The sequence below is a fragment of the Pseudomonadota bacterium genome, assembly GCA_026388255.1.
Taxonomy (GTDB): domain Bacteria; phylum Desulfobacterota; class Syntrophorhabdia; order Syntrophorhabdales; family Syntrophorhabdaceae; genus JAPLKB01.
The window spans coordinates 52281-72703 of the sequence record JAPLKC010000102.1 but is presented as its reverse complement, the minus strand read 5'-3'; the positions used below and the strand labels follow the sequence as shown (position 1 = coordinate 72703).

Sequence of the window (20423 nt, the reverse complement as noted above, 5' to 3'; positions counted from 1 at the left end):
GCAATTAAAGTCAAACCATGAAGCCTGTAAGCATTGTCACGCCTGTACTGAACACTGTCCGATGAGCCTTCCGGTAGAGGAAATGGTTAATAACAAAAGTATGGAAAATGCGGAATGCATTCTCTGTGGCACCTGTGTTGATGTTTGCAAACAAGGCGCAATAACATATGATTGGGGGACCGAACGGGGACATAGGTAACAGATTATTCTGGGGACATGGGTAACACTTTTGTACACATTCATTAGCAGGAGGCAGCAATGGCCATTAGAATCGTCATGTTAGGCACAGCGCGAAACGAAGGCGAGGGCACTCGCATTGGAACTGTGCGTCGTCCGCCAAGGGGGGTGCCAAAACCCGAGTTCGTATCACAAAATTGGTACGACGTGTGGTTTCCAAATCTCGCTCCGAGCGCTGAAACCATGAAGCTTGGGCAAGAGGCAAATACGCCCGCCCAGTGGGCTGCTTTCGTCAAGAAATATCGAGCCGAGATGGCAACCACGGAAATCAGCCGAACACTTGATCTGTTGGCAGTACTTTCACATCAGAGCAATTTCTCTGTCGGATGCTACTGCGAGGATGAAGCACGCTGCCATCGGTCGGTGCTGAGAGAACTATTGGCCGAGAGGGGCGCAAAGATTGAATGAGTAGTTCCATGAACCGTATGACTCCAACCCATCCACCAACACGGACGTAAGCGATAAAGCAACGTGCGCCGTTTTATGTCAATCGTTGAAACCGGATATTTTAGGACAGAAAACAAATGATCAATGCCCTTCATGTAAGATTATCAGTAAGGCTTGCACAAACTTTTTCTAAAACAGTTTTAGAAAAAGCAGGCTTAATGCTGAAAAACGGGGTCTAAAATAGCCTTTAATTGCTATAGTATCAGTATGTTACACTATAATAAATTTAAGAGGCTGAAAAAATGGGTAAAAAAACTGTCCCTATTGCGGCTCAAAGAACACAAAAAAGAAAGGCTTTTATAACAAACATAGGCAAAGATACCTGTGTAGATCCTGTGGAAAACAATTCCAAAACAATCCCCGGCAACAACGGTTAGATCGCATCATCTGGAACGAGTATGTATATCAGCGGCAGACAATACGTCAGCTATCAGAAAAGTACAGCAGAGGGAAAGACTGGATAAGGGACCATATACGAAAAGCTCCGGTGAAGGAACATTGTCATAGCCCTCAACCTGTTGTTGCAATAGCTGATGTTACATTCTTCAAAAGGAGCTTTGGCATAATGGTCATACGGGCACTGCATCTGAAGAAGAACCTCTATGTCAAGGAAGTCAAAAGTGAATCCATCGATGCATACTGGCATGGAAGAAGAACATTGGAGGATATGGGATATGCTATAAAAGCAATCGTCCTTGATGGCAGGCCTGGAGTAAGACAGCTCTTTTCCGATATCCCTGTTCAGATGTGCCACTTCCACCAGAAACAGATCATGAACCGCTATCTTACGAACAACCCAAAATTAGAGGCAAGTATCGAACTGAAAAAGCTTACCAAGGTCCTCTGCGCGACGAATGAGAAGGATTTTACCGCAGCTCTCGACACTTGGCATGACCGATGGCGCTTTTTTATCAGGGAGAGAACGATTGATCTTGTGACGGGAAGGTGGCACTACACCCACAAACGGCTTCGCTCGGCTTACAGGAGCTTAAAAGTAAATCTTCCTTATCTGTTTACTTACGAGAAGTATCCTGAGCTCAATATGCCGAACACGACAAATTCTCTTGACGGATGTTTTGCTTATCTCAAAGAATTGGTGAGGGTTCACCGTGGATCAAAAAAAGCCCTTAAAGATAAGATTATTGAAGAGATACTATGGAAATGAGACCCCGTTTTTCAGCATTAAGCCAAAAAGCATAATGCTCTGCAAATCCTATACTGGCCTTGGTTTGGAGCATTGAACCTTTTTTTCATTCAATGTGAACGAAAGCATGGAAACCTCATGAAATGTCTTAAGTACTACACGCCCTATGAGGTGTTCTGTCAGGCCCTATGAGGTTGTGTTGCACTTTGAAGTGGAATTCACTTGAATTGACCCGGTAGCCGACAGAAATAATGGCGTCGAGATTGTAAAAGGCCGTTTGATATACCTTGCCATCCTCGGCAGTATGTGCAAATTTTGCACATACTGATTTTTCATATAACTCACCGGACTTAAAAATATTTCTGAGATGTTTTGTAATTACGCTTCGCTCCGTGTCCAAGAGCATTGCCATCTGTTTCTGTGTAAGCCACACCGTTTCACCTTCAAGACGAACATCCAGCGTAATTGCCCCATCCACTATCTTATCCTTACCCGTTGTCATGGCATTTCCCCCGGTAAAGGCTTTATATTCGCCATGATTTCCATGATGCGCACGTCGATGGTCACAGTAAACTATCCTTTGTGTTTTTTTAAATGGTATCAAACGAGGCTGGAGAAAGCAAGGAATATACAAATGAAGTAGCTAAAGCAATAATACCAATTTGGATTCATAGATAGCACGAGGCAACGAGGAGAAGCCGACGCAGGCGTACTACTAGTACGACGAGGAGTGCGACGACGAGTTAACGAAGTTATATGATTGAAGGCAAATTGGTATAAATCTATTTTTCCGCAAGGTATCCCTTCCTTGCCCAGTCAGGAAAACCTCCAAGGTAAACATAAATATTCGTATATCCGAGTTTTTTGGCTGCGACCGCAGCGTTTACGCTCGGGGCTCACCCGCCTCCCCTGCAATAGAACACAATGGTAAACGTTTTGTCTTTCGGCAGCAGCCTATCAAGAAACCTGAATCGTTCCTGGGGTATGTTAATTGCCCCCGGTATGCGGACATCTCTATATTCATATTCGCTCCTGTTGTCCACTAAAAGAAAAGGAACTTTTTCATCCATCATCTTTTTCAGCTCTTCCGCTTGTATTGCCTTAAAGTCATCGGTAAGTTCGCAGGAGGCGGCAAAGAACATCGTCAATATCAAAACCGGTAAAATGAAAACCAAAGAAAGACTGAATTGTCCGGCAGAGGGTTTTTGGTTGCCGGTATTAAAAACCTGCCATGATAGAATGTTCTTCATCTTTTTTTCTTAAATATCTCCCTTATCTTCTGCTTTGCCTCTTCAACCTGACTGTTACTCAAACCCATACCCTGCGGTGTTGACTCAGGTCTGTTTTCAATACTATAAATCCTTTCTGTCAATCCTGCCTGTGTCTTCATGCCGGGTGGGGGTTCCGGGACTATGCCGATGGCTTCTTTTACGTCATCCGGAAACTTGCCGGGGTCTGCTGTCTCATAAATCACCGAAGCCTTATCGTGCTTTCCATGCAGAAATATCTCAAGCGTCCTCCAGCCCACTGCTCCGTGAGGGTCAAGAACAACATGGTGCCCGTCATAAACATCCTTCATTGTCTCATAGTGCTGGGAGTTGGTTATGCCGATAGAGAATATATCCCTCCTCATTTGATCCATATCCGGCATCCTGTCAATAATACCCGGCCTTATTACCTGTCCGGCAACAGGGTCTCTTTCGTCATACATATGCCCCCCGTAGAAATCTATCAACCTCGCAATGTTGCTTGGGTGAGACACTATCATGGCAGAAGAGGGCGCTTTTATTGACGGTTTTACCATATATTGACCGCTTTTAAGGAAATCAGGAAACTCAGTATTCTCGTTTACCCCGCAGATGATCTTCGATACCGGAAGCCCCATCTGTTTTGCAACAACGGTTCCCATCATATCGCCGAAATTCCCCGATGGAACGCTTGCGATAAATCCTTCATCCTTTTCAGAAATTCTTGAATAGGCAAAAAAAGGATACACTGCCTGGGGCAGGAGCCTCCCGAGGCTTATCGAGTTTGCCGAGGTAAACCTTTCGGGGTCTCCAAAGACTTCCTGAGCTAAATCCTTATCACCAAGGATATGCTTTGCCAGGGCCTGGCAAACATCAAAATCCCCATTCACTTCAAAGGCATATATGTTATCACCCAGCGTGGTCATCTGTCTTCTCTGACCGCCGCTGATCGACCCTTTGGGATAAAACACTATATTATCAATACGTTCAAGGCCATAGAGTGCATCAGCCACTGCACCGCCGGTATCACCGCTCGTTGCAACAACAACTACCCTCTTTAAACCCTTTTTGCCGAGGAAATAGCTGAGCATCCTCCCGAAAAAGCGTGCGGCATAGTCCTTAAAAGAATATGTGGGCCCCTGCGTCAGCCACATAATATATGTCCTGCCGGTAATGTACTGTACATCAGTCGTTATTTTATCGGCCCGGTAGGCATCGTCGAGAATTGTCTTTAATGCGTCTGCCGGTATTTCAGAGGCAAGGTACAGATTCAACACTTCAAAGGCTATTTCAGCATAAGACATGTACTTCATGTTGGCTATTATTTCAGGAGAGACAAGGGGAATTTCGTCTCGCGGGATCATATACAGACCATAATTAGAGGCCATGCCTTTCAGGAGTGCATCTTCAAAGGTGGCCCTGTCGTTGTGATCGTTAGTATTATAATATGTAACCGGTTTCATAACAGATAAGCATAACAGAATGTCACCTGTATTTTCAACTGATTCCAATTCCAAATCAAAGTGCTATCATCGTTGGCTTCGTCATCGGTTTCTCGACATACCGGTATAGGAATGGGTCGTCTCCTGCAAGCTGCCATTCAAAGGGCCGGAAATGGTAATCAATTATCCTGGTCTGTAATGCCATGCTTCAGTTAAAAATGCTGATGGTGGCGTCAACTGATTTAATAATGTAGTTGACAACTCATGTCCGTTCTGTTTGTAATAAGTGCAGATTTTTATTCGGAGGATGCAAATGAATTCAGAGTTTAAACAAATACAGGAAAAATCTATTGCGATGAGAGGGATTGACCTTGACAGCGCATTGAGACTTTACGATATTGGCAGGAAAAAACCTTTTATGCTCATGGGATATGCATCAGAGATAAGGGATCATTTCAAAGGAAACGCGGTGTCCTTTTGCTGTATCGTAAACGCAAAGTCAGGATTGTGCCCTGAAAACTGTAAATTCTGTGCACAGTCTGCACACCATTATACAAATGCCGAAGTATATCCCCTCATATCAAAAGAGGAGATGATCGAAAAGGCAAGACAGGCAAATGCATACGGCGCCCATTTCTTCGGGATTGTAACAAGCGGGACAAAGATTGCAACTCAAGAAGAATGGGATGAGATTGAATATGCGGTAAAAGCAATTAATAAAATAGGCATCAAACCCTGCGGTTCTCTCGGCATGCTCGACTTTGAAAGGGCGCAAAGGCTCAGAGAAGCAGGACTCTGCCGGTATCACCATAACCTTGAAACGGCAAGGAGTAACTTTAACAATATCTGCACTACCCATGATTACGAAGAGGATATAGAAACGATAAGGAATGCAAAAAAAGCAGGGCTCTCTACATGCTGCGGAGGGATAATCGGTCTTGGAGAAACAATGGAGCAGAGAATTGAGCTTGCCTTTACATTAAAAGAGATGGATGTTGATTCCGTACCGATAAACATTTTAAACCCGATTCAGGGCACGCCGCTTGCTGATATACCCCCTCTTTCACCGATTGAAATTCTCATCACCATCGCTCTTTACAGGTTTATACTTCCTGATAAGGATATTAAGTTGTGCGGAGGGAAAGAAAAAAATTTACGTCAGCTTTTACCGCTTGGTATTGTTGCAGGCTGCAATTCTCTGATGACAGGCAATTACCTGACAACGCTCGGCAGGGACGCAACGCTTGATATGGAGATGATACTGGACCTCGGATACTCCCCGGCATCTTAAATACTGTCGAAATTATGAAGACCTAATTGCTGCTGCCTGCTGCATTTTTTGCCGCCCTAATATACACCCGCATCCTTCTGAGATTCCCTTCGTGGGAAATATTGGAAAGCGCCCTATCGTCAAGCATTGAAAGGTCGTTGATATTGTTTATTCCATGTTGTTGCAGTTTTAAAAAATTCTCCATGCCCATGCCTTTCAGGTGAAGCAGATTTATTTTATCTCTCTCGTTTTTATCGAGGAGGTTCTGATCGATTCCGTAACTTGTTTTAGCCCCTTTGGCAATAAAGTAATCAAGTTTTTCTTTTTCGATAAAGTTGAGTTTTTCAACCTTCGTTGCGTAAGAGAAGACCGTATGCCTGTCTATCATAACAAATGAAAAGGCAGAAAAAATAAAGCAGGATAATGCAGCAATGATGGCGCCTCTCCGTCGCAGACGCACCCCCTCCAAAAAATTTAAAAACGCGACAACCTCAAAACTAAAAACCAAAAATCCGATGTAACCTGGGACAGGCATCTCAAAGAGCTTCAAGTTTTCAAAAAAAGGTACCGTATAAACCCACTTCGAGACAGACCAGAAATTCCATGTCTCCCACAGAATGCCGCATAAAAGCCCTGATAGTGCCGTTGCAATAAAGTTACCCGCAAGACCCTTTTCAAAATCCTTCATGAATGAAGCATAACCCTTTAAATAGTTGTAACCGTCGAGTATGAGAGCAAGGAATACCCACGCAAAAGAAAAAAAATATACGGGGTATATGCATGTTAACAGTATTGTTATTACTCCGAGCATCATTGAATAAGCGGGGTAGTTTTTTATTCGGATAGCTTTTATTTTTATTTCGCTAATAAAGCTGTAAATGAGATTTTTAGTTACATATATTGCCGGGATTACAGTCCCATATGCAAGGAGATAACCTGTATACCGTTGATATATATCCGACGGGAGATTTATATAAAACCAGTTCTGAATCCTGATATTGATAACCTCAAAGATACACCAGAAGCCGCAGGAGATGATGATCAAAAAGGGGAGGTGTTTGTTTAAAACAAGATATTTATTATTTTTAAATGAGACCAGCACATCCATAAATATTATGTAAGACCACCATAATATGATGTAAGAGAAGTATTGGAGGGGTTCAATTCTGTAAAATAGAAAAAAGTATCCTGACAAATGGATAAGAAAAGAAATAATTAATAATATTAAGCGCTTATTCACATATTACGAGTTGTTTGATGCATTCTCAATGGTTTTTGGTGTTTCGGCGCTCTCGTCTGACGACTGTTTTACTCTTACGGCACCAACGTAAGTTTTTGAATAAAAATCCGATGATAGAGAGTCTATTTTTACCCCTATTCTATTGTGCCCGGATGAAGAATGGATAAAATTGCCATCGCCGATGAATATGCCCACATGGGTCGGGTATTTTATGTATCTCTTTGTCCTGAAAAACACCAGATCTCCAATTAGCAGATCGTCTTTATTTATTTTCATGCCCGTTTTGAATTGATCCCGGGCACTTCTTGGGATCTGGACATCGAATATATCATAAATCTTTTTTGCGAAAGCAGAACAGTCAAGACCTCTGACGCTATTTCCACCGTACTTGTAGGGAGCACCCATGAAACTTTTTGCAACTTTTACAAGCATGTATTTTTCTTCGTTGTTTTTCCATGGCTTTAAATGCTTGTTTGTAAGGGTTATGAATTCATCATCTTTTTCTTCTTCCATTACCTTGGGTATCAGTATGACTTTCCTGGGGGATAGTTTTTTGCCTGTCAGATTGTTTGCTTCAAGAATATCGTCTTTATCAATATTGAACATCTTTGCTATTTTATCGATGGTATCGCCTTTTTTTGTTCTGTATTCTATAAATTCACCGTCATTCTCTGTAACTTCAATCTCGTTTTGCCTGCTGTTGTTGATTTCTTTCCTTGTCTTGCCGGTAGTTTTAGTGTGCTTTCCGACAGACCGCTTGCCTATTTTTGCCTTTTTTGGTTTTACACTGGAGAGGCTCTTGGATTTTTCAGGGGATGTTTGATTATTTTTCGTTACGGTTTGTTGATTATTTTTCTGCTTTACATTGTTTGCTGTAGGGGTTGAAAACGCATTGTTTGATACTGTGATAAGAAGAAACAATACTGAGACTGCAATACTGATATACCTTCTCATTACCCCACCCTAATTAACGTCTTATTTTCTTAGCTATTCTTACTCTTTATTCTATTGAATACTTGTATAATCTTTTACCAAAATAAACAAATTTGTGTCAAGATAATTTTTCATTTTTTAATGCAAAAACCATTATTTCACTCAACAACATTTTGTTGCAGGCAGGAAAATACATTTTTATTGATTTTAAATCCTTTTTTGTTTTATATTCACTTGTGAAAAATAATACAAAATGTACAAAAATAGCATCGTAGGAGGCTGGTATATGGACGAGGTCGGAAGGATTATTTTCTGGAATGTTGGTGGCGGGGCAAGATGGATTACTTATGCCCTGATGGTAATAACCTTTATTGCTCTTATATACGGATTAAAAAAAAGATACGCCATGTGGAAGATGGGAAAACCTTCTCCGATCAATTTCACAAAGAGGCTGGGAGAAAGAATTGGCTGCTTTATCAGCAATGGTATTTTTCATAAATCGATTTTGAGAGAAGCATACCCTGGCTGGATGCATTTCTTTATATTCTGGGGATTCCTTATACTTGCTATAGCAACAGGACTCATTGCCCTCCAGGATGATGTGGTAAGGCTGATTTTTGGAGTAGAATTCATAAAAGGCAATTTCTACCTGATATTTTCCTTTTTGACTGATCTTGCCGGCATTCTTGCAACCATCGGTATTCTTATGGCTGTATGGAGAAGATATGTTACCAAGCCGGAAAGGCTTGACAATAAGCCTGATGATCTGATTGTCCTTATGTGGATACTTGTTGTGCTGGTTACAGGCTTTCTGGTGGAAGGAGCAAGAATAGCTGCCGATCCTAAACCATACGAGGTCTGGAGTTTTATAGGATGGTATGTTGCATCTATTTTTCCGAGTGCAGAAAAGGGCGTAACTTATATGCCACATGCAATTATGTGGTATCTTCATATGCTCCTTTCCTTCGGTCTCATAGTTTACATTGCATACTCAAGGCTGCTCCATATTATCACATCTTCTCTAAACATGATGTTCAGGGGGGTTGAGGACAATCCGAGAGGCGCAATCGTCCCTATTGAGGATTTTGAAAATGCCGAGGAGTTTGGCGTCAATTCGATAGAAGGATTTACCTGGAAACAGATATTTGACCTTGATGCGTGTACAAGGTGCGGCAGATGCCAGGATCTTTGCCCGGCATATGCAAGCGAAAAACCGCTCTCACCGAAAAAATTCATCCAGGATTTAAAGACTGAGTGGGAACGAACCGCAGCGGGAGTAAAAAACGAGGATGGAATAATAGATACCGTCATTGACGAAGAAGCGTTGTGGTCCTGCACAGCCTGTCTTGCCTGCCAGGTAAATTGTCCTGTATCAATACCTACCTTTGATAAAAATATTGAGATGAGAAGATACCTTACCTTGACACTGAGCAAGACTACATCTGAAACAAGACTTCTTTTCAAGAACCTCCAGCAGAAGCTCGATCCTTACGGTATGGGAAAGAGACAGAGAACCGAATGGACTGAAGGGCTTGAAGTGAAAAATGCCGGCGAGGAAGAGGTGGAATATTTATATTGGGTAGGATGCGTTGCCTCTCTTGACGACAGAAACAGAAAGGTTGCAAAGGCATTTACCAAAATATTACAACAAGCAGGCGTTTCATTCGGTATCCTGGGACAGGAAGAGACCTGCTGCGGAGATCCGGCTCGAAGATGCGGAAATGAAGAACTTTACCTTGGCATCGCACAGGGCAACGTAGAGCTTCTCAATGAAATGGGTATAAAAAAGATCATCACCACTTGTCCTCACTGCTATCATACGTTAAAGAACGAATATCCCCAGATCGGAGGGAATTTTGAGGTATACCACCAGGCTGATTTTATCTCTAAGCTGCTAAAAGAAGGCAAGCTGTCAATCAATCCATCTATTGAGGGGACTATAACATTTCACGATCCATGCTACCTCGGACGGGTAAACGGGATATTCGACGAGGCAAGACATGTTGTGGATAAAGTGAAGCAGGGAAATTTTGTAGAAATGGGGAGAAACCACGACAGGAGCTTCTGCTGCGGCGGCGGCGGCGGCAGAATATGGATGGAAGAACATCACAAAAGAATAAATCACTTAAGGATAGATGAGGCAATTGATATATCGGCAAATACGGTTGTAACTGCATGCCCCTATTGCCTTATTATGATGGAGGACGCCATTAAGGATAAGGAAAAGTCCGAAACCATGAAAGCATTGGATTTGTCTGAAGTTGTAGTAAAAGGCATATAAAGAAAGTTCTTAACTTGTGTTATTAAAAGCCGTCACCCTACAAGCGGGTGGCGGCTTTTTTGCTTATAGAGGGGGCTACCGGGTACCCGCGGGTGTCCCGGAAAATGAAGACAGAAAAGGGATGACTTATCTTATTTAAGTCATCCCTTTTGATTTTTCTAAGAAGATATAAGTTATTCTTCCTGTGAAATTGCTTCAACCGGGCACTCTTCAACACATGCCCCGCATTCTGTACAGAGCTCGTGGTCGACCTTGGCCGTATCATCAACGGTTATCGCATCGACAGGACATACTTCGGCGCACGCTCCACATCCTGTGCAGGCATCCTCATCAATTTTTGTAGGCATGTTTTACCTCCTTTTAATATTTTTAGAAATTCCTAAACAAATAAAACAATAATGTCAATAAAAAAGTGACATCTACTGAATTTTATATTTTTTCTTCAAAAATTCCATACCAGTCATGGGGTACAAAGCATAAATCAGAATATCTTCCATCTTATCGCTTATACCGTTAAGGGCTTCTTTAGCTTTTGGAAGTTCAGGTTCAAGGGTATCGGCCGGCCTTATATCTATGGGCGTTTCACCCTTTTCGTATCCTTTCAGCGCCTTCTTTCTGATTTCTTCATCAACCGGCGCAGGTGGTCTTCCATATAGGCCATAAAAGTAATCCTTCACCTCTTTGGAAATCATCTTGTATCTTCCGGCTACAACGTTGAATACTGCCTGAACGCCCACAATCTGGCTTGTTGGTGTGACAAGAGGGGGAAACCCCATATCCTTTCTTGTCCTGGGGATTTCTTCGTATACCTCTTTCAGGCGGTGGATTGCCTTTGCCTGCTTCAACTGGCTGACAAGGTTGCTTATCATGCCGCCGGGTATCTGGTGCATTAGTACCCCTATGTCTATCACGGAAAATCTTGTCGTGTCTGCGAAGGACATGTAAGCAGGTATAATACTCTCAAAGTACTCATCTACCTCAGCCAATAATTCAAGGTTCATTTTCGGGTCATAAGGGGTATCAAGGAGTGTAACAACAAAGGGTTCCACTGCCGAGTGGGAAGAACGCAATCCAAAGGGGGCAAGGCATGTATCAATACCGTCGGCTCCTGCCTCAATTGCCTTCAGTAAAGACATGGAAGCCATACCACTGGTATAATGTGTGTGGAGATGCACCGGTATGCTCAGGTTCTTTTTCAGGGCTGTGACAAGTTCGTATGCATCGTAAGGCGATATAATGCCCGCCATATCTTTTATGCAGAAGGAATCAGCGCCCATTTCTTCAATTAATTTTGCCTTGCCGACAAAGTAATCAATATTAAATATGGGACCTCCGAGCCTTTTTTCGGTTAACGAGTAAGAAAGGGTGCCCTGTATATGCTTGCCGCATTTTTTTATCGCTTTGAAAGCTGCAATAAAGTTTCTCTCGTCATTCAGTGCATCGAACACCCTGAATATGTCAATACCTACTTCGGCTGATTTCTCAACAAATGCCTCTACCACGTCATCCGCATAGTTTCTGTATCCGACAAGGTTTTGCCCTCGAAGCAGCATCTGAAACTTAGTGTTGGGCATCTTTGCCTTCAGAAGCCTTACCCTTTCCCAGGGGTCTTCATTTAAAAAACGTGTCATTACATCAAAGGTTGCACCTCCCCAAACCTCCATGGAGTAGAACCCTATGCTGTCCATTTTTTCAGCGATGGGGAGCATATCCTCTGTCTTCATCCTTGTTGCAAATAGTGACTGATGGCCATCTCTCAAGGTAAGATCAGTAATCATTATTGGTCTCTTTTCTGCCATTGTTAACCTCCTCTAAAAAGTTTGAATTCGTATCATGTATTATGTGAAAAATCAATGGAAATTTTTCCATAACTCTGCTATCCTTATTCTTCCACGGGATGTAGCTCAGCTCGGTGTAGAGCGCTTGCTTCGGGAGCAAGAGGCCGCTGGTTCAAATCCAGTCATCCCGACCATTATATTAAGTATTATTAATGGTTATAGGTTGCACAATTTGTTAAAATCGTAGCATAAAACGTTGAAAATGACCACCAATTGACCACGTCTTATTTGTATTTAAGCTTAGCAGCATCTTGATATATTTAAAAGATATTATATCAGTACTTCTTCAATGGGAGCAAAAGGTCAATGGTTCAAATCCCATTCCCTCAAGATCACTACCAATTTCACCGCCTTTGTTTTATTAATTGTGTAATTGATGATGCTGGTTTTGATGATATGGTTTTCACGTAGTCTTACACGATACACGGATACGAATGATGAGTAGCATGATATGCATAACATACTTCTGCTGTCGTTTGTGTTATAAAGCATATGCCGTCACTTTCAAAAAACAACATTTAAAATACAAATCTACATCTGACCTGCCCCCAGGCGCTGATACATCTATGAGTTCCCTTAAGATGGAACTTGGCAACAGTTCTGTCGAGTTTGGAGGGCTGTTGCGACAATTACGTCGATCTCAAGGGTTTGTTTTATCCGGTTGAGAAATATTTTAGCTGATTTTAAATACTTTCACTGTTTTTTTTACAGGTATGTTTATTGCAAAACCTTTTACATTGAAGTTGCACAAAAAATAATGGAAAATGGATAGTAGCTGTGTTTTTTGAGGGATATAAGATTTAATCTGGACAGTTCAAGGAGGATATAAATACAATGCTTAGAGAAGAAAATGGGAAGGACGGCATTCAGCGTCAAGCTCGTTTCACTGCCTTACAAAAGCGCTGGCTGTTTGTGCTGCTGGCAGGGTGTTTTGCAGTTGCAGGAACATACCTGCTTTTTGTAAAATCGGGCATGGCACAGGCTGACAAAAAGGGATCTATTGCCAGGACACGCACTACGCCTGTCCTGGCAATACCTGCGAAAAAAGGGAATATTAATGTGTATGTGAATGGCCTTGGTACTGTCATGCCGGTTTACACGGTATTAGTCAGGACTCGTGTGGACGGGCAGCTCATGGATGTCTTTTATAAGGAGGGTCAAATCGTCAACAAGGGAGACCTGCTGGCGCTTATAGATCCCAGACCCTTCGAAGTCCAGTTGACACAGGCTGAGGGGCAGTTGGCGCGTGACCAGGCAACCCTTGCCAATGCAAAGATTGACCTTGACCGCTATGGGGTTCTCTGGCAGCAGGATTCAGTCTCAAAACAACAGCTTGATACCCAGGAGGCGCTGGTCAAGCAATATGAAGGTGCTGTAAAGGTTGACCAGGGATTGGTTGACAGCGCCAGGCTTCAGTTGGTCTACTGCCGGATTACCTCACCGATTACGGGCCGCATTGGACTTCGTCTTGTGGACCCGGGTAATATGGTCCGTGCGAGCGATACGAATAGTCTTATTGTGATTACCCAACTTCAGCCGATGACTGTTGTTTTTCCCATCGCTGAAGACAGCCTTCCTCAGATACTTCGAAGATTCAAAAAAGGTGCACAATTACAGGTAGAGGTTTACGATCGTGGACAAAAAGAAAAACTTGCCGTAGGGTCTCTATCGACCATTGACAACCAGATCGACACAAGCACCGGGACTGTTAAGCTTAAGGCAACCTTCCCGAACAAACAGAATGAGTTGTTTCCTAATCAATTTGTTAATGTGCAACTCCTTGTCGATGTCAAGCTGGGGGCTGTTATTATACCTTCATCAGCTATACAACGCGGACCACAGGGGACCTTTGTTTATGTAGTGAAGGAAGATATGACAGTCACAGTGCGTCCGGTCAGTATCGACGAGATTCAGGGTAATGAAGCTTCGGTAAAAACAGGAGTCTCGCCGGGTGAATCGGTTGTGGCAGATGGCGCAGACAAACTCAGAGAAGGATCGAAAGTAGAGCCGAAGCGCAATAGTGCAGAGACTCCTGAAAAGGGCCGCTAATGAATATTTCCCGCCTTTTTATAACCCGGCCTGTTGCGACAACATTACTGATGGTTGCCATCTTTTTAAGCGGTGCTGTTGCGTACAAACAGTTGTCAGTATCTGCCTTGCCCCAGGTGGATTATCCGACCATTCAGGTACGCACCTTCTATCCGGGGGGAAGTCCTGACGTCATGGCTTCATCCATAACAGCGCCTCTGGAACGTCAGTTAGGCCAAATGCCCGGCCTTACCCAGATGACCTCGACAAGTTCAAGCGGCAGTTCGATCATTACGCTCCAGTTTACCCTGGACTTAAGCCTTGATGTAGCTGAACAGCAGGTGCAGGCGGCAATAAATGCCTCTTTTACCTATCTGCCGCGAGACCTTCCTGTTCCCCCGGTATACAGCAAGGTAAATCCTGCTGACGCCCCTATCCTGACGCTTGGTTTGACCTCTGAAACTATGCCTTTGACACAAGTGGAGGACCTTGCCGACACACGGTTTGCACAAAAGATCTCGCAGCTTCCCGGAGTAGGATTGGTAAGCATCAGCGGCGGACAAAGACCGGCTGTTCGGATCCATGCCAACCCGACAGCCCTGGCTGCTTACGGTCTGACTCTTGAGGACCTGAGAACTGCTATTGCAACTGCAAATGTCAATCAGGCGAAAGGAAGCTTCGATGGCCCTCGTCTGTCCTACATTATTGATGCTAACGATCAGCTTTTCTCAAGCAAAGAATATAAGTCCCTGATTGTCGCCTATCGTAATAATGCTCCTGTGAGGCTGTCTGACGTAGCCGAGGCTGTTGACGATGCCGAAAACATAAAACAGGCGGCCTGGATGAATGGTTCCCCTGCGGTTATTGTAAATATTCAGCGGCAACCGGGAGCAAACGTCATAGAGGTTGTCGATCAGGTTAAGAAAGTGCTCCCGAAACTCGAGAAGACTCTGCCCCCTGCTGTAAAGGTTTCTGTGTTAACCGACCGTACCTCCACAATCCGGGCGTCGGTTCATGATGTCCAGTTTGAAATGATGCTTGCCGTAGTGCTTGTTGTTCTGGTCATGTTTCTCTTCCTTCGCAATATCCCTGCAACGATTATTCCCAGTGTTGCTGTGCCTCTGTCACTTGTGGGAAGTTTCGGTGCTATGTATCTGCTCGGATTCAGTCTGAATAACCTTTCTTTGATGGCACTTACCATTTCCACCGGTTTTGTGGTAGATGATGCTATTGTCATGATCGAGAATGTGGCCAGATATATTGAGGCGGGAGACCCTCCACTCGAGGCGGCCTTGAAAGGTTCCAAACAGATAGGCTTTACAATACTGTCTCTTACGGTGTCGCTTATCGCTGTGCTTATTCCGCTCCTGTTTATGGGGGATGTGGTAGGACGCCTATTCAGGGAGTTTGCTGTTACCCTTGGTGTTACAATAGTCATTTCCGCCGTAGTATCACTTACACTCACGCCAATGATGTGTGCAAAGCTGCTCAAACATCAGACTGAGGCTGAGCAGGGAAAATTTTATCGCTCGTCGCAGAGGTTTTTTGATCAGGTGATCGGATTTTATGGAAGGACGTTGACATGGGTGCTGAGACATCAGCAATCTACACTATGGGTGGCTGTAGGTACACTGGTTTTTACGTTTTTATTGTTTTATTCTGTGCCTAAGGGTTTTTTTCCTGTACAAGACACAGGGGTTATTCAGGGAATATCCGAAGCACCCCAAGCAGTCTCCTTCACAGCTATGGCCGATCGTCAGCAGGCTCTTGCACGGGTGATTTTAAAGGACTCTGCAGTTGAAAGTCTCTCGTCCTTTATCGGCATTGATGGAACAAATGTTACACTCAACACCGGACGAATTCTTATTAACCTTAAGCCCCTGGCAAAAAGGAAAGTGGCTGCAAGCGAGGTGATCCGGCGACTCCAGCCTGAATTGGCAAAAGTCGAAGGGATCACGCTCTTTATGCAACCGGTACAGGACCTTACCGTCGATGCACGGGTGGCCCGTACCCAATATCAGTACACCCTTGAGGATCCGGATATCGATGAGTTGAATAAATTAGCACCAAAGCTCGTCGAATCGCTTCGTGCCCATCCGGAACTTCGTGATTTAAGCAGTGACCAGCAGGACAAAGGGTTACAGCTCTCAGTTGAAATAGACCGCAGCACTGCCTCGCGGCTCGGCATTACACCACAGATGATTGATGATGCACTCTATGACGCATTCGGTCAGCGTCAGGTCTCCACCATTTTTACCCAGTTAAACCAGTACCGTGTTGTCCTGGCTGTTAATCCAGAATTTCAGAAAGGTCCGGGTGCGTTGCAATCCCTTTATCTTAAGGGCATAAGCGGCGGACAGGTGCCTCTCGGAGCATTTATCAAAACCTCGGAAACAACCGGACCGCTTGTTATCAGCCGCCAAGGTCAGTTTCCCGCCACTACGATCTCCTTTAATCTGGCGCCGGGAGCAGCTCTAGGAGACGCAGTAAGTGCCATAGAATCAGCCGAGAAAAAGATGGATTTCCCTGCCGGCATCAGGGGCAGCTTCCAGGGAACTGCCCAGGCTTTCAGGGTCTCCCTTGAAAATGAACCTCTTTTAATCCTTGCAGCCCTTATCACGGTCTACATTGTCCTCGGTATACTTTATGAAAGCTACATTCATCCTATTACCATCCTTTCCACATTACCCTCTGCCGGAGTGGGGGCAATTCTCGCACTTATGATCTGTAGATCGGAGTTCAGTGTCATTGCTCTCATCGGCATCATTCTACTTATCGGTATTGTAAAGAAGAACGGTATCATGATGGTGGACTTTGCCCTGGATGCAGAGCGTACGGAAGGAAAGAGTCCTCAGGATGCGATTTATCAGGCTTCGCTCCTTCGGTTTCGTCCCATCATGATGACCACCATGGCAGCACTTCTTGGCGCCCTCCCCCTGGCGATGGGAACAGGTGTGGGGTCTGAACTTAGACGACCTATGGGCATTACGATTGTCGGCGGGTTGATCATCAGCCAGATATTGACTCTTTACACAACGCCTGTGATTTATCTTGCCTTTGACCGGCTGGCAAAACGGGTACGGCTGTTGCAGCATAAGGTAGCTGAAAACAAGGGGGATGATCCAATTGTTTAAGCCGCTTGGGCCATTTGAACATATAGAAAGAGATCAGGACATGAATTCTCTATGAACTTTTCAGCTATTTTTATCCATAGGCCCGTTGCGACTACCCTTATTACCATAGGGATAGTGCTCTCAGGTATTGTTGCTTTTCAGATGCTGCCTGTTGCTCCTTTGCCCCAGGTGGATTTTCCGACTATCCAGGTATCGGCAAGCCTGCCGGGAGCAAACCCCGAGACTATGGCAACATCCGTTGCCGCGCCTCTTGAGCGCCAATTCGGGCGTATAGCAGGTGTAACCGAAATGACATCCACCAGTTTCCGCGGTACGACAAACATTACAATGCAATTCGATCTGAACCGTAATATCGACGGTGCTGCCCGCGATGTGCAGGCAGCGATCAATGCAGCCCGTGGTTTTCTGCCGCCCAACCTCCCCAGTAATCCGACATACCGTAAAGTTAATCCGGCTGATGCTCCTATCCTCATAGTTGCTCTCCAATCCGATGTCATAGACAGGCCTCAGTTATATGACGCCGCATCGAGCATTATGCAACAGAAGCTGTCACAGGTGAAGGGTGTAGGTCAGGTGTTGATCGGGGGAGGTTCTCTCCCTGCAGTCCGTGTTGAGTTGAACCCCCTGGCGCTTCACAAGTATGGCATCAGCCTGTCGGACGTGCGCGGTGTGTTGGCTTCCACTAATGTAAATAAGCCGAAGGGGCAGGTCTCGGATGATAAGAAAACATGGGAGATTCAGGCAAACGATCAGCTTCGAAAAGCTGCTCAGTACCGGCCGGTGATTGTTGCCTACAGGGCCGGTTCGGCAGTAAGGCTGAAGGACGTTGCGAACGTTGAGGATTCGGTGGAGGACGTGAATAACGCGGGGTTTGTGAACGATAAACCGGCCGTCATGGTAATGATCTACCGTCAGCCAGGGGCAAACATCATTGAAACCGTGGATCGCGTTTGCGATTTGCTCCCTCAATTGGCAGCTTCCTTGCCGGGAAGTGCTAAAGTATTTGTCGTCCAGGACCGCACACCGCCTATACGCGGTTCCCTGAAAGAGGTTGAGAAGTCGCTTATTGTTTCCGCTGCCCTTGTAATTCTTGTAGTCTTCGTCTTTTTAAGACATATCCGTTCCACCGTCATACCTGCAGTTGCTGTAGGGGTTTCTCTTATCGGCACATTCGGAATCATGTATCTCTGTGGTTATAGTCTCGATAATCTTTCCCTTATGGCCCTCACTATTGCAACAGGATTCGTGGTGGACGACGCTATTGTTGTCCTTGAGAACATTACCCGTTATATCGAAAAGGGGCTATCGCCCATGGAAGCCACATTACGGGGATCGAAAGAGATTACATTTACGGTACTTTCCATGAGTATTTCTCTCGTTGCCGTGTTTATTCCAATTCTTCTTATGGGTGGCATGGTAGGTCGTTTGTTCCGAGAATTTGCTGTTACTCTTTCCGCTGCGATTTTGGTTTCTCTCGTGGTCTCGCTTACAACAACGCCTATGATGTGTGCTATGCTTCTTAAACCTGAGAAAAACTATGATAATACCTGGCTCTATAGAGCAAGCGAAAGGGCCTTTAACCGGATGCGGGATTTTTATAATGTGACACTTATCTGGGCTTTACGTCACTCGCGTTTTATATTCGGTTTAGCAGTGGGTATATTCATAGTCAATATCTGTCTTTTCATTGTTATCCCAATGGGCTTTTTCCCGGAAACAGATACAGGACGTATTCGAGGCTCCATTCAGGCAGAACAGGATATATCCTTTCAGGCCATGAAGACAAAATTGGAGACTGTGGCAAAAATCATTAAAGAAGACCCCGATGTGGTGTATGTAGTTGGCTCTACCGGCGGCGGAAGAGGCGGCAGCGCAGCAAATACCGCATCCATATTTATTACATTGAAACCCTTTGAACAACGGAAAAGTAGCTTAAGTGAAATTATGTCAAGGCTCCGCAGAAAGCTTTCAGGGCTGCCGGGAACACCAACCTATCTTCAGCCTGTCCAGGATCTCCGTGTCGGAGGAAGAGGCGGTACTGCCCTGTATCAATATACACTCCAGGCCGCTGAAATCTCGGAACTCTATACATGGGGCCCCCGTATTCTCCAGAAAATGCGAACATTGCCCGAACTGGTTGATGTGGCCAGTGACCAGCAAATGAAGGGGCTGGAGGTCACGCTTGCAATTGACCGGGATATGGCTTCGAGGTTTGGGATTACTGCCGCAATGATAGATAATACCCTCTACGATGCCTTTGGTCAGCGCCAGGTATCTATCATATACACACTCTTAAACCAATACCGCGTGGTAATGGTTGTTGAACCCCGTTTCTGGCAAAACCCTGATACGCTGAAGGAAATTTATATTAAGTCTACCATGGGAGCAATGGTACCTCTCAGCGCTTTTGCTAAGTTTGAAACAACCGGCACTTCTCTTGCCGTTCCTCACCAGGGTCAGTTCCCTTCAGTCACTATCTCCTTTAATCTGACACCGCAGGTGCCTCTTGGGAAGGCGGTGGCATCAATAGAGCGAGCCAGCAGGGAGATGGGATTCCCTTCAGGTATCCTGGGGAGTTTCTCCGGCACAGCCCAGGCTTTCAAGGACTCCGTTGCAAATCAACCTTTCCTGATTCTTGGGGCTCTTATTACGGTCTACATCGTCCTCGGTATGCTCTATGAAAGTTATATACATCCCATAACAATTCTGTCCACCCTGCCTTCGGCAGGCGTGGGGGCGCTGCTGGCGCTGATCATCTGTCGTTCGGAACTGAATCTTATCGGACTTATCGGTCTATTCCTGCTTATCGGCCTTGTGAAAAAGAACGGCATTATGATGGTCGATTTTGCCCTGGAAGCAGAGCGCAAGGAAGGTAAAAAGCCCGATGAAGCAATCTATGAAGCCTGTTTGTTGCGGTTCCGCCCCATCATGATGACTACCATGGCAGCACTTCTTGGCGCACTCCCCTTGGCACTGGGAACAGGCGTGGGGTCGGAGCTTCGCCGACCAATGGGGATCACCATTGTGGGTGGGCTCGTGATCAGCCAAATGCTCACCCTTTATACAACTCCGGTGATGTATCTCTATCTTGAACGGTTCAGACTATGGTGCAAAGGGAAAAAGCCTTTTAATAGGTCTTATAATTTGAACAGAACCTATTAAGATCCAAACAGGAGAGTATT

16 protein-coding genes, 1 tRNA gene and 1 pseudogene are annotated in these 20423 nt (G+C 44.7%); 10 read left to right on the top strand and 8 right to left on the bottom strand.

The annotated features are described in order from the left end of the window. The 4 genes from NT178_15885 to NT178_15870 all read left to right on the top strand — a co-directional run. Window positions 1–199, top strand: a 199-nt coding sequence (locus NT178_15885; protein MCX5814005.1) for a 4Fe-4S binding protein, incomplete at its 5' end; no start/stop codon positions are given. A 59-nt stretch (window positions 200–258) separates the two neighbouring features. Next, the gene (locus NT178_15880) at window positions 259–645 is read left to right on the top strand and encodes a DUF488 family protein (GenBank protein ID MCX5814004.1); all 387 of its coding nucleotides are present in this window, start codon (window positions 259–261) and stop codon (window positions 643–645) included. Window positions 646–926: 281 nt separating this feature from the next. Then, entirely contained in the window at window positions 927–1061 is a 135-nt protein-coding gene (locus NT178_15875; GenBank protein ID MCX5814003.1) for a hypothetical protein, read from the top strand. Between the two features lie 188 nt (window positions 1062–1249). Beyond that, on the top strand, window positions 1250–1849 hold the full coding sequence (locus NT178_15870; GenBank protein ID MCX5814002.1) for a hypothetical protein: 600 nt from the start codon (window positions 1250–1252) through the stop codon (window positions 1847–1849). Window positions 1850–2051: 202 nt separating this feature from the next. Here NT178_15870 and NT178_15865 read toward each other — a convergent pair. From NT178_15865 to NT178_15850, 4 genes and pseudogenes are all read right to left on the bottom strand, one after another. Further along, window positions 2052–2330: pseudogene (locus NT178_15865) on the bottom strand (hydroxyacid dehydrogenase). Between the two features lie 394 nt (window positions 2331–2724). Next, window positions 2725–3078 carry a rhodanese-like domain-containing protein gene (locus NT178_15860; protein ID MCX5814001.1) on the bottom strand — a complete coding sequence of 118 codons (354 nt, stop codon included), beginning with the start codon at window positions 3076–3078 and terminating at the stop codon, window positions 2725–2727. Beyond that, window positions 3075–4538 (bottom strand): threonine synthase, encoded by a 1464-nt coding sequence (gene thrC, locus NT178_15855; protein MCX5814000.1) that lies wholly within the window; start codon window positions 4536–4538, stop codon window positions 3075–3077. Before thrC ends, NT178_15860 begins: the two co-directional genes overlap by 4 nt. A 55-nt stretch (window positions 4539–4593) precedes the next feature. After that, the gene (locus NT178_15850; GenBank protein ID MCX5813999.1) at window positions 4594–4722 is read right to left on the bottom strand and encodes a hypothetical protein; all 129 of its coding nucleotides are present in this window, start codon (window positions 4720–4722) and stop codon (window positions 4594–4596) included. Between the two features lie 108 nt (window positions 4723–4830). On the opposite strand from NT178_15850, the gene bioB reads away from it, so the two are divergent. Next, window positions 4831–5808 carry a biotin synthase BioB gene (bioB, locus tag NT178_15845; protein ID MCX5813998.1) on the top strand — a complete coding sequence of 326 codons (978 nt, stop codon included), beginning with the start codon at window positions 4831–4833 and terminating at the stop codon, window positions 5806–5808. A gap of 22 nt (window positions 5809–5830) precedes the next feature. Here the strand turns inward: bioB and NT178_15840 are convergent, their stop codons facing one another. Together NT178_15840 and NT178_15835 are read right to left on the bottom strand one after the other, a co-directional pair. After that, complete coding sequence (locus tag NT178_15840) at window positions 5831–6895, bottom strand: hypothetical protein (GenBank protein ID MCX5813997.1); 1065 nt, start codon at window positions 6893–6895, stop codon at window positions 5831–5833. 135 nt (window positions 6896–7030) lie between these two features. After that, window positions 7031–7981: an NlpC/P60 family protein gene (locus NT178_15835; protein ID MCX5813996.1), complete on the bottom strand. Its 951-nt coding sequence runs from the start codon at window positions 7979–7981 to the stop codon at window positions 7031–7033. A 265-nt stretch (window positions 7982–8246) separates the two neighbouring features. On the opposite strand from NT178_15835, the gene NT178_15830 reads away from it, so the two are divergent. Next, on the top strand, window positions 8247–10241 hold the full coding sequence (locus tag NT178_15830) for a heterodisulfide reductase-related iron-sulfur binding cluster (GenBank protein ID MCX5813995.1): 1995 nt from the start codon (window positions 8247–8249) through the stop codon (window positions 10239–10241). Between the two features lie 173 nt (window positions 10242–10414). On the opposite strand, the gene NT178_15825 is transcribed toward NT178_15830, so the two are convergent. Both NT178_15825 and NT178_15820 read right to left on the bottom strand, forming a co-directional pair. Continuing rightward, a complete protein-coding gene (locus tag NT178_15825) occupies window positions 10415–10588 on the bottom strand; it encodes a 4Fe-4S binding protein (GenBank protein ID MCX5813994.1) in 174 nt (57 codons plus the stop codon). 72 nt (window positions 10589–10660) lie between these two features. Further along, window positions 10661–12040 carry a pyruvate carboxylase subunit B gene (locus tag NT178_15820; protein ID MCX5813993.1) on the bottom strand — a complete coding sequence of 460 codons (1380 nt, stop codon included), beginning with the start codon at window positions 12038–12040 and terminating at the stop codon, window positions 10661–10663. Between the two features lie 94 nt (window positions 12041–12134). Here NT178_15820 and NT178_15815 point away from each other — a divergent pair. The 4 genes from NT178_15815 (at window position 12135) to NT178_15800 (ending at window position 20403) form a co-directional block, all read left to right on the top strand. Continuing rightward, window positions 12135–12213 (top strand) — tRNA-Pro (locus NT178_15815). A gap of 700 nt (window positions 12214–12913) precedes the next feature. Beyond that, window positions 12914–14128 (top strand): MdtA/MuxA family multidrug efflux RND transporter periplasmic adaptor subunit, encoded by a 1215-nt coding sequence (locus NT178_15810; GenBank protein MCX5813992.1) that lies wholly within the window; start codon window positions 12914–12916, stop codon window positions 14126–14128. Continuing rightward, window positions 14128–17241 carry a multidrug efflux RND transporter permease subunit gene (locus tag NT178_15805; GenBank protein MCX5813991.1) on the top strand — a complete coding sequence of 1038 codons (3114 nt, stop codon included), beginning with the start codon at window positions 14128–14130 and terminating at the stop codon, window positions 17239–17241. The genes NT178_15810 and NT178_15805 overlap by 1 nt, the downstream gene beginning before the upstream one ends. A 51-nt stretch (window positions 17242–17292) precedes the next feature. Beyond that, window positions 17293–20403, top strand: a complete 3111-nt coding sequence (locus tag NT178_15800) for a multidrug efflux RND transporter permease subunit (protein ID MCX5813990.1) — start codon at window positions 17293–17295, stop codon at window positions 20401–20403. Window positions 20404–20423 lie beyond the last annotated feature (20 nt).

What these genes read in the sequence shown, in the direction of transcription:
- NT178_15880 (MCX5814004.1), top strand. Translation starts at nt 259, where the DNA reads ATGGCCATTAGAATCGTCATGTTAGGCACAGCGCGAAACGAAGGCGAG.
- NT178_15875 (MCX5814003.1), top strand. Translation starts at nt 927, where the DNA reads ATGGGTAAAAAAACTGTCCCTATTGCGGCTCAAAGAACACAAAAAAGA.
- NT178_15870 (MCX5814002.1), top strand. Translation starts at nt 1,250, where the DNA reads ATGGTCATACGGGCACTGCATCTGAAGAAGAACCTCTATGTCAAGGAA.
- NT178_15860 (MCX5814001.1), bottom strand. Translation starts at nt 3,078, where the DNA reads ATGAAGAACATTCTATCATGGCAGGTTTTTAATACCGGCAACCAAAAA.
- thrC (MCX5814000.1), bottom strand. Translation starts at nt 4,538, where the DNA reads ATGAAACCGGTTACATATTATAATACTAACGATCACAACGACAGGGCC.
- NT178_15850 (MCX5813999.1), bottom strand. Translation starts at nt 4,722, where the DNA reads ATGGCATTACAGACCAGGATAATTGATTACCATTTCCGGCCCTTTGAA.
- bioB (MCX5813998.1), top strand. Translation starts at nt 4,831, where the DNA reads ATGAATTCAGAGTTTAAACAAATACAGGAAAAATCTATTGCGATGAGA.
- NT178_15840 (MCX5813997.1), bottom strand. Translation starts at nt 6,895, where the DNA reads ATGGATGTGCTGGTCTCATTTAAAAATAATAAATATCTTGTTTTAAAC.
- NT178_15835 (MCX5813996.1), bottom strand. Translation starts at nt 7,981, where the DNA reads ATGAGAAGGTATATCAGTATTGCAGTCTCAGTATTGTTTCTTCTTATC.
- NT178_15830 (MCX5813995.1), top strand. Translation starts at nt 8,247, where the DNA reads ATGGACGAGGTCGGAAGGATTATTTTCTGGAATGTTGGTGGCGGGGCA.
- NT178_15825 (MCX5813994.1), bottom strand. Translation starts at nt 10,588, where the DNA reads ATGCCTACAAAAATTGATGAGGATGCCTGCACAGGATGTGGAGCGTGC.
- NT178_15820 (MCX5813993.1), bottom strand. Translation starts at nt 12,040, where the DNA reads ATGGCAGAAAAGAGACCAATAATGATTACTGATCTTACCTTGAGAGAT.
- NT178_15810 (MCX5813992.1), top strand. Translation starts at nt 12,914, where the DNA reads ATGCTTAGAGAAGAAAATGGGAAGGACGGCATTCAGCGTCAAGCTCGT.
- NT178_15805 (MCX5813991.1), top strand. Translation starts at nt 14,128, where the DNA reads ATGAATATTTCCCGCCTTTTTATAACCCGGCCTGTTGCGACAACATTA.
- NT178_15800 (MCX5813990.1), top strand. Translation starts at nt 17,293, where the DNA reads ATGAACTTTTCAGCTATTTTTATCCATAGGCCCGTTGCGACTACCCTT.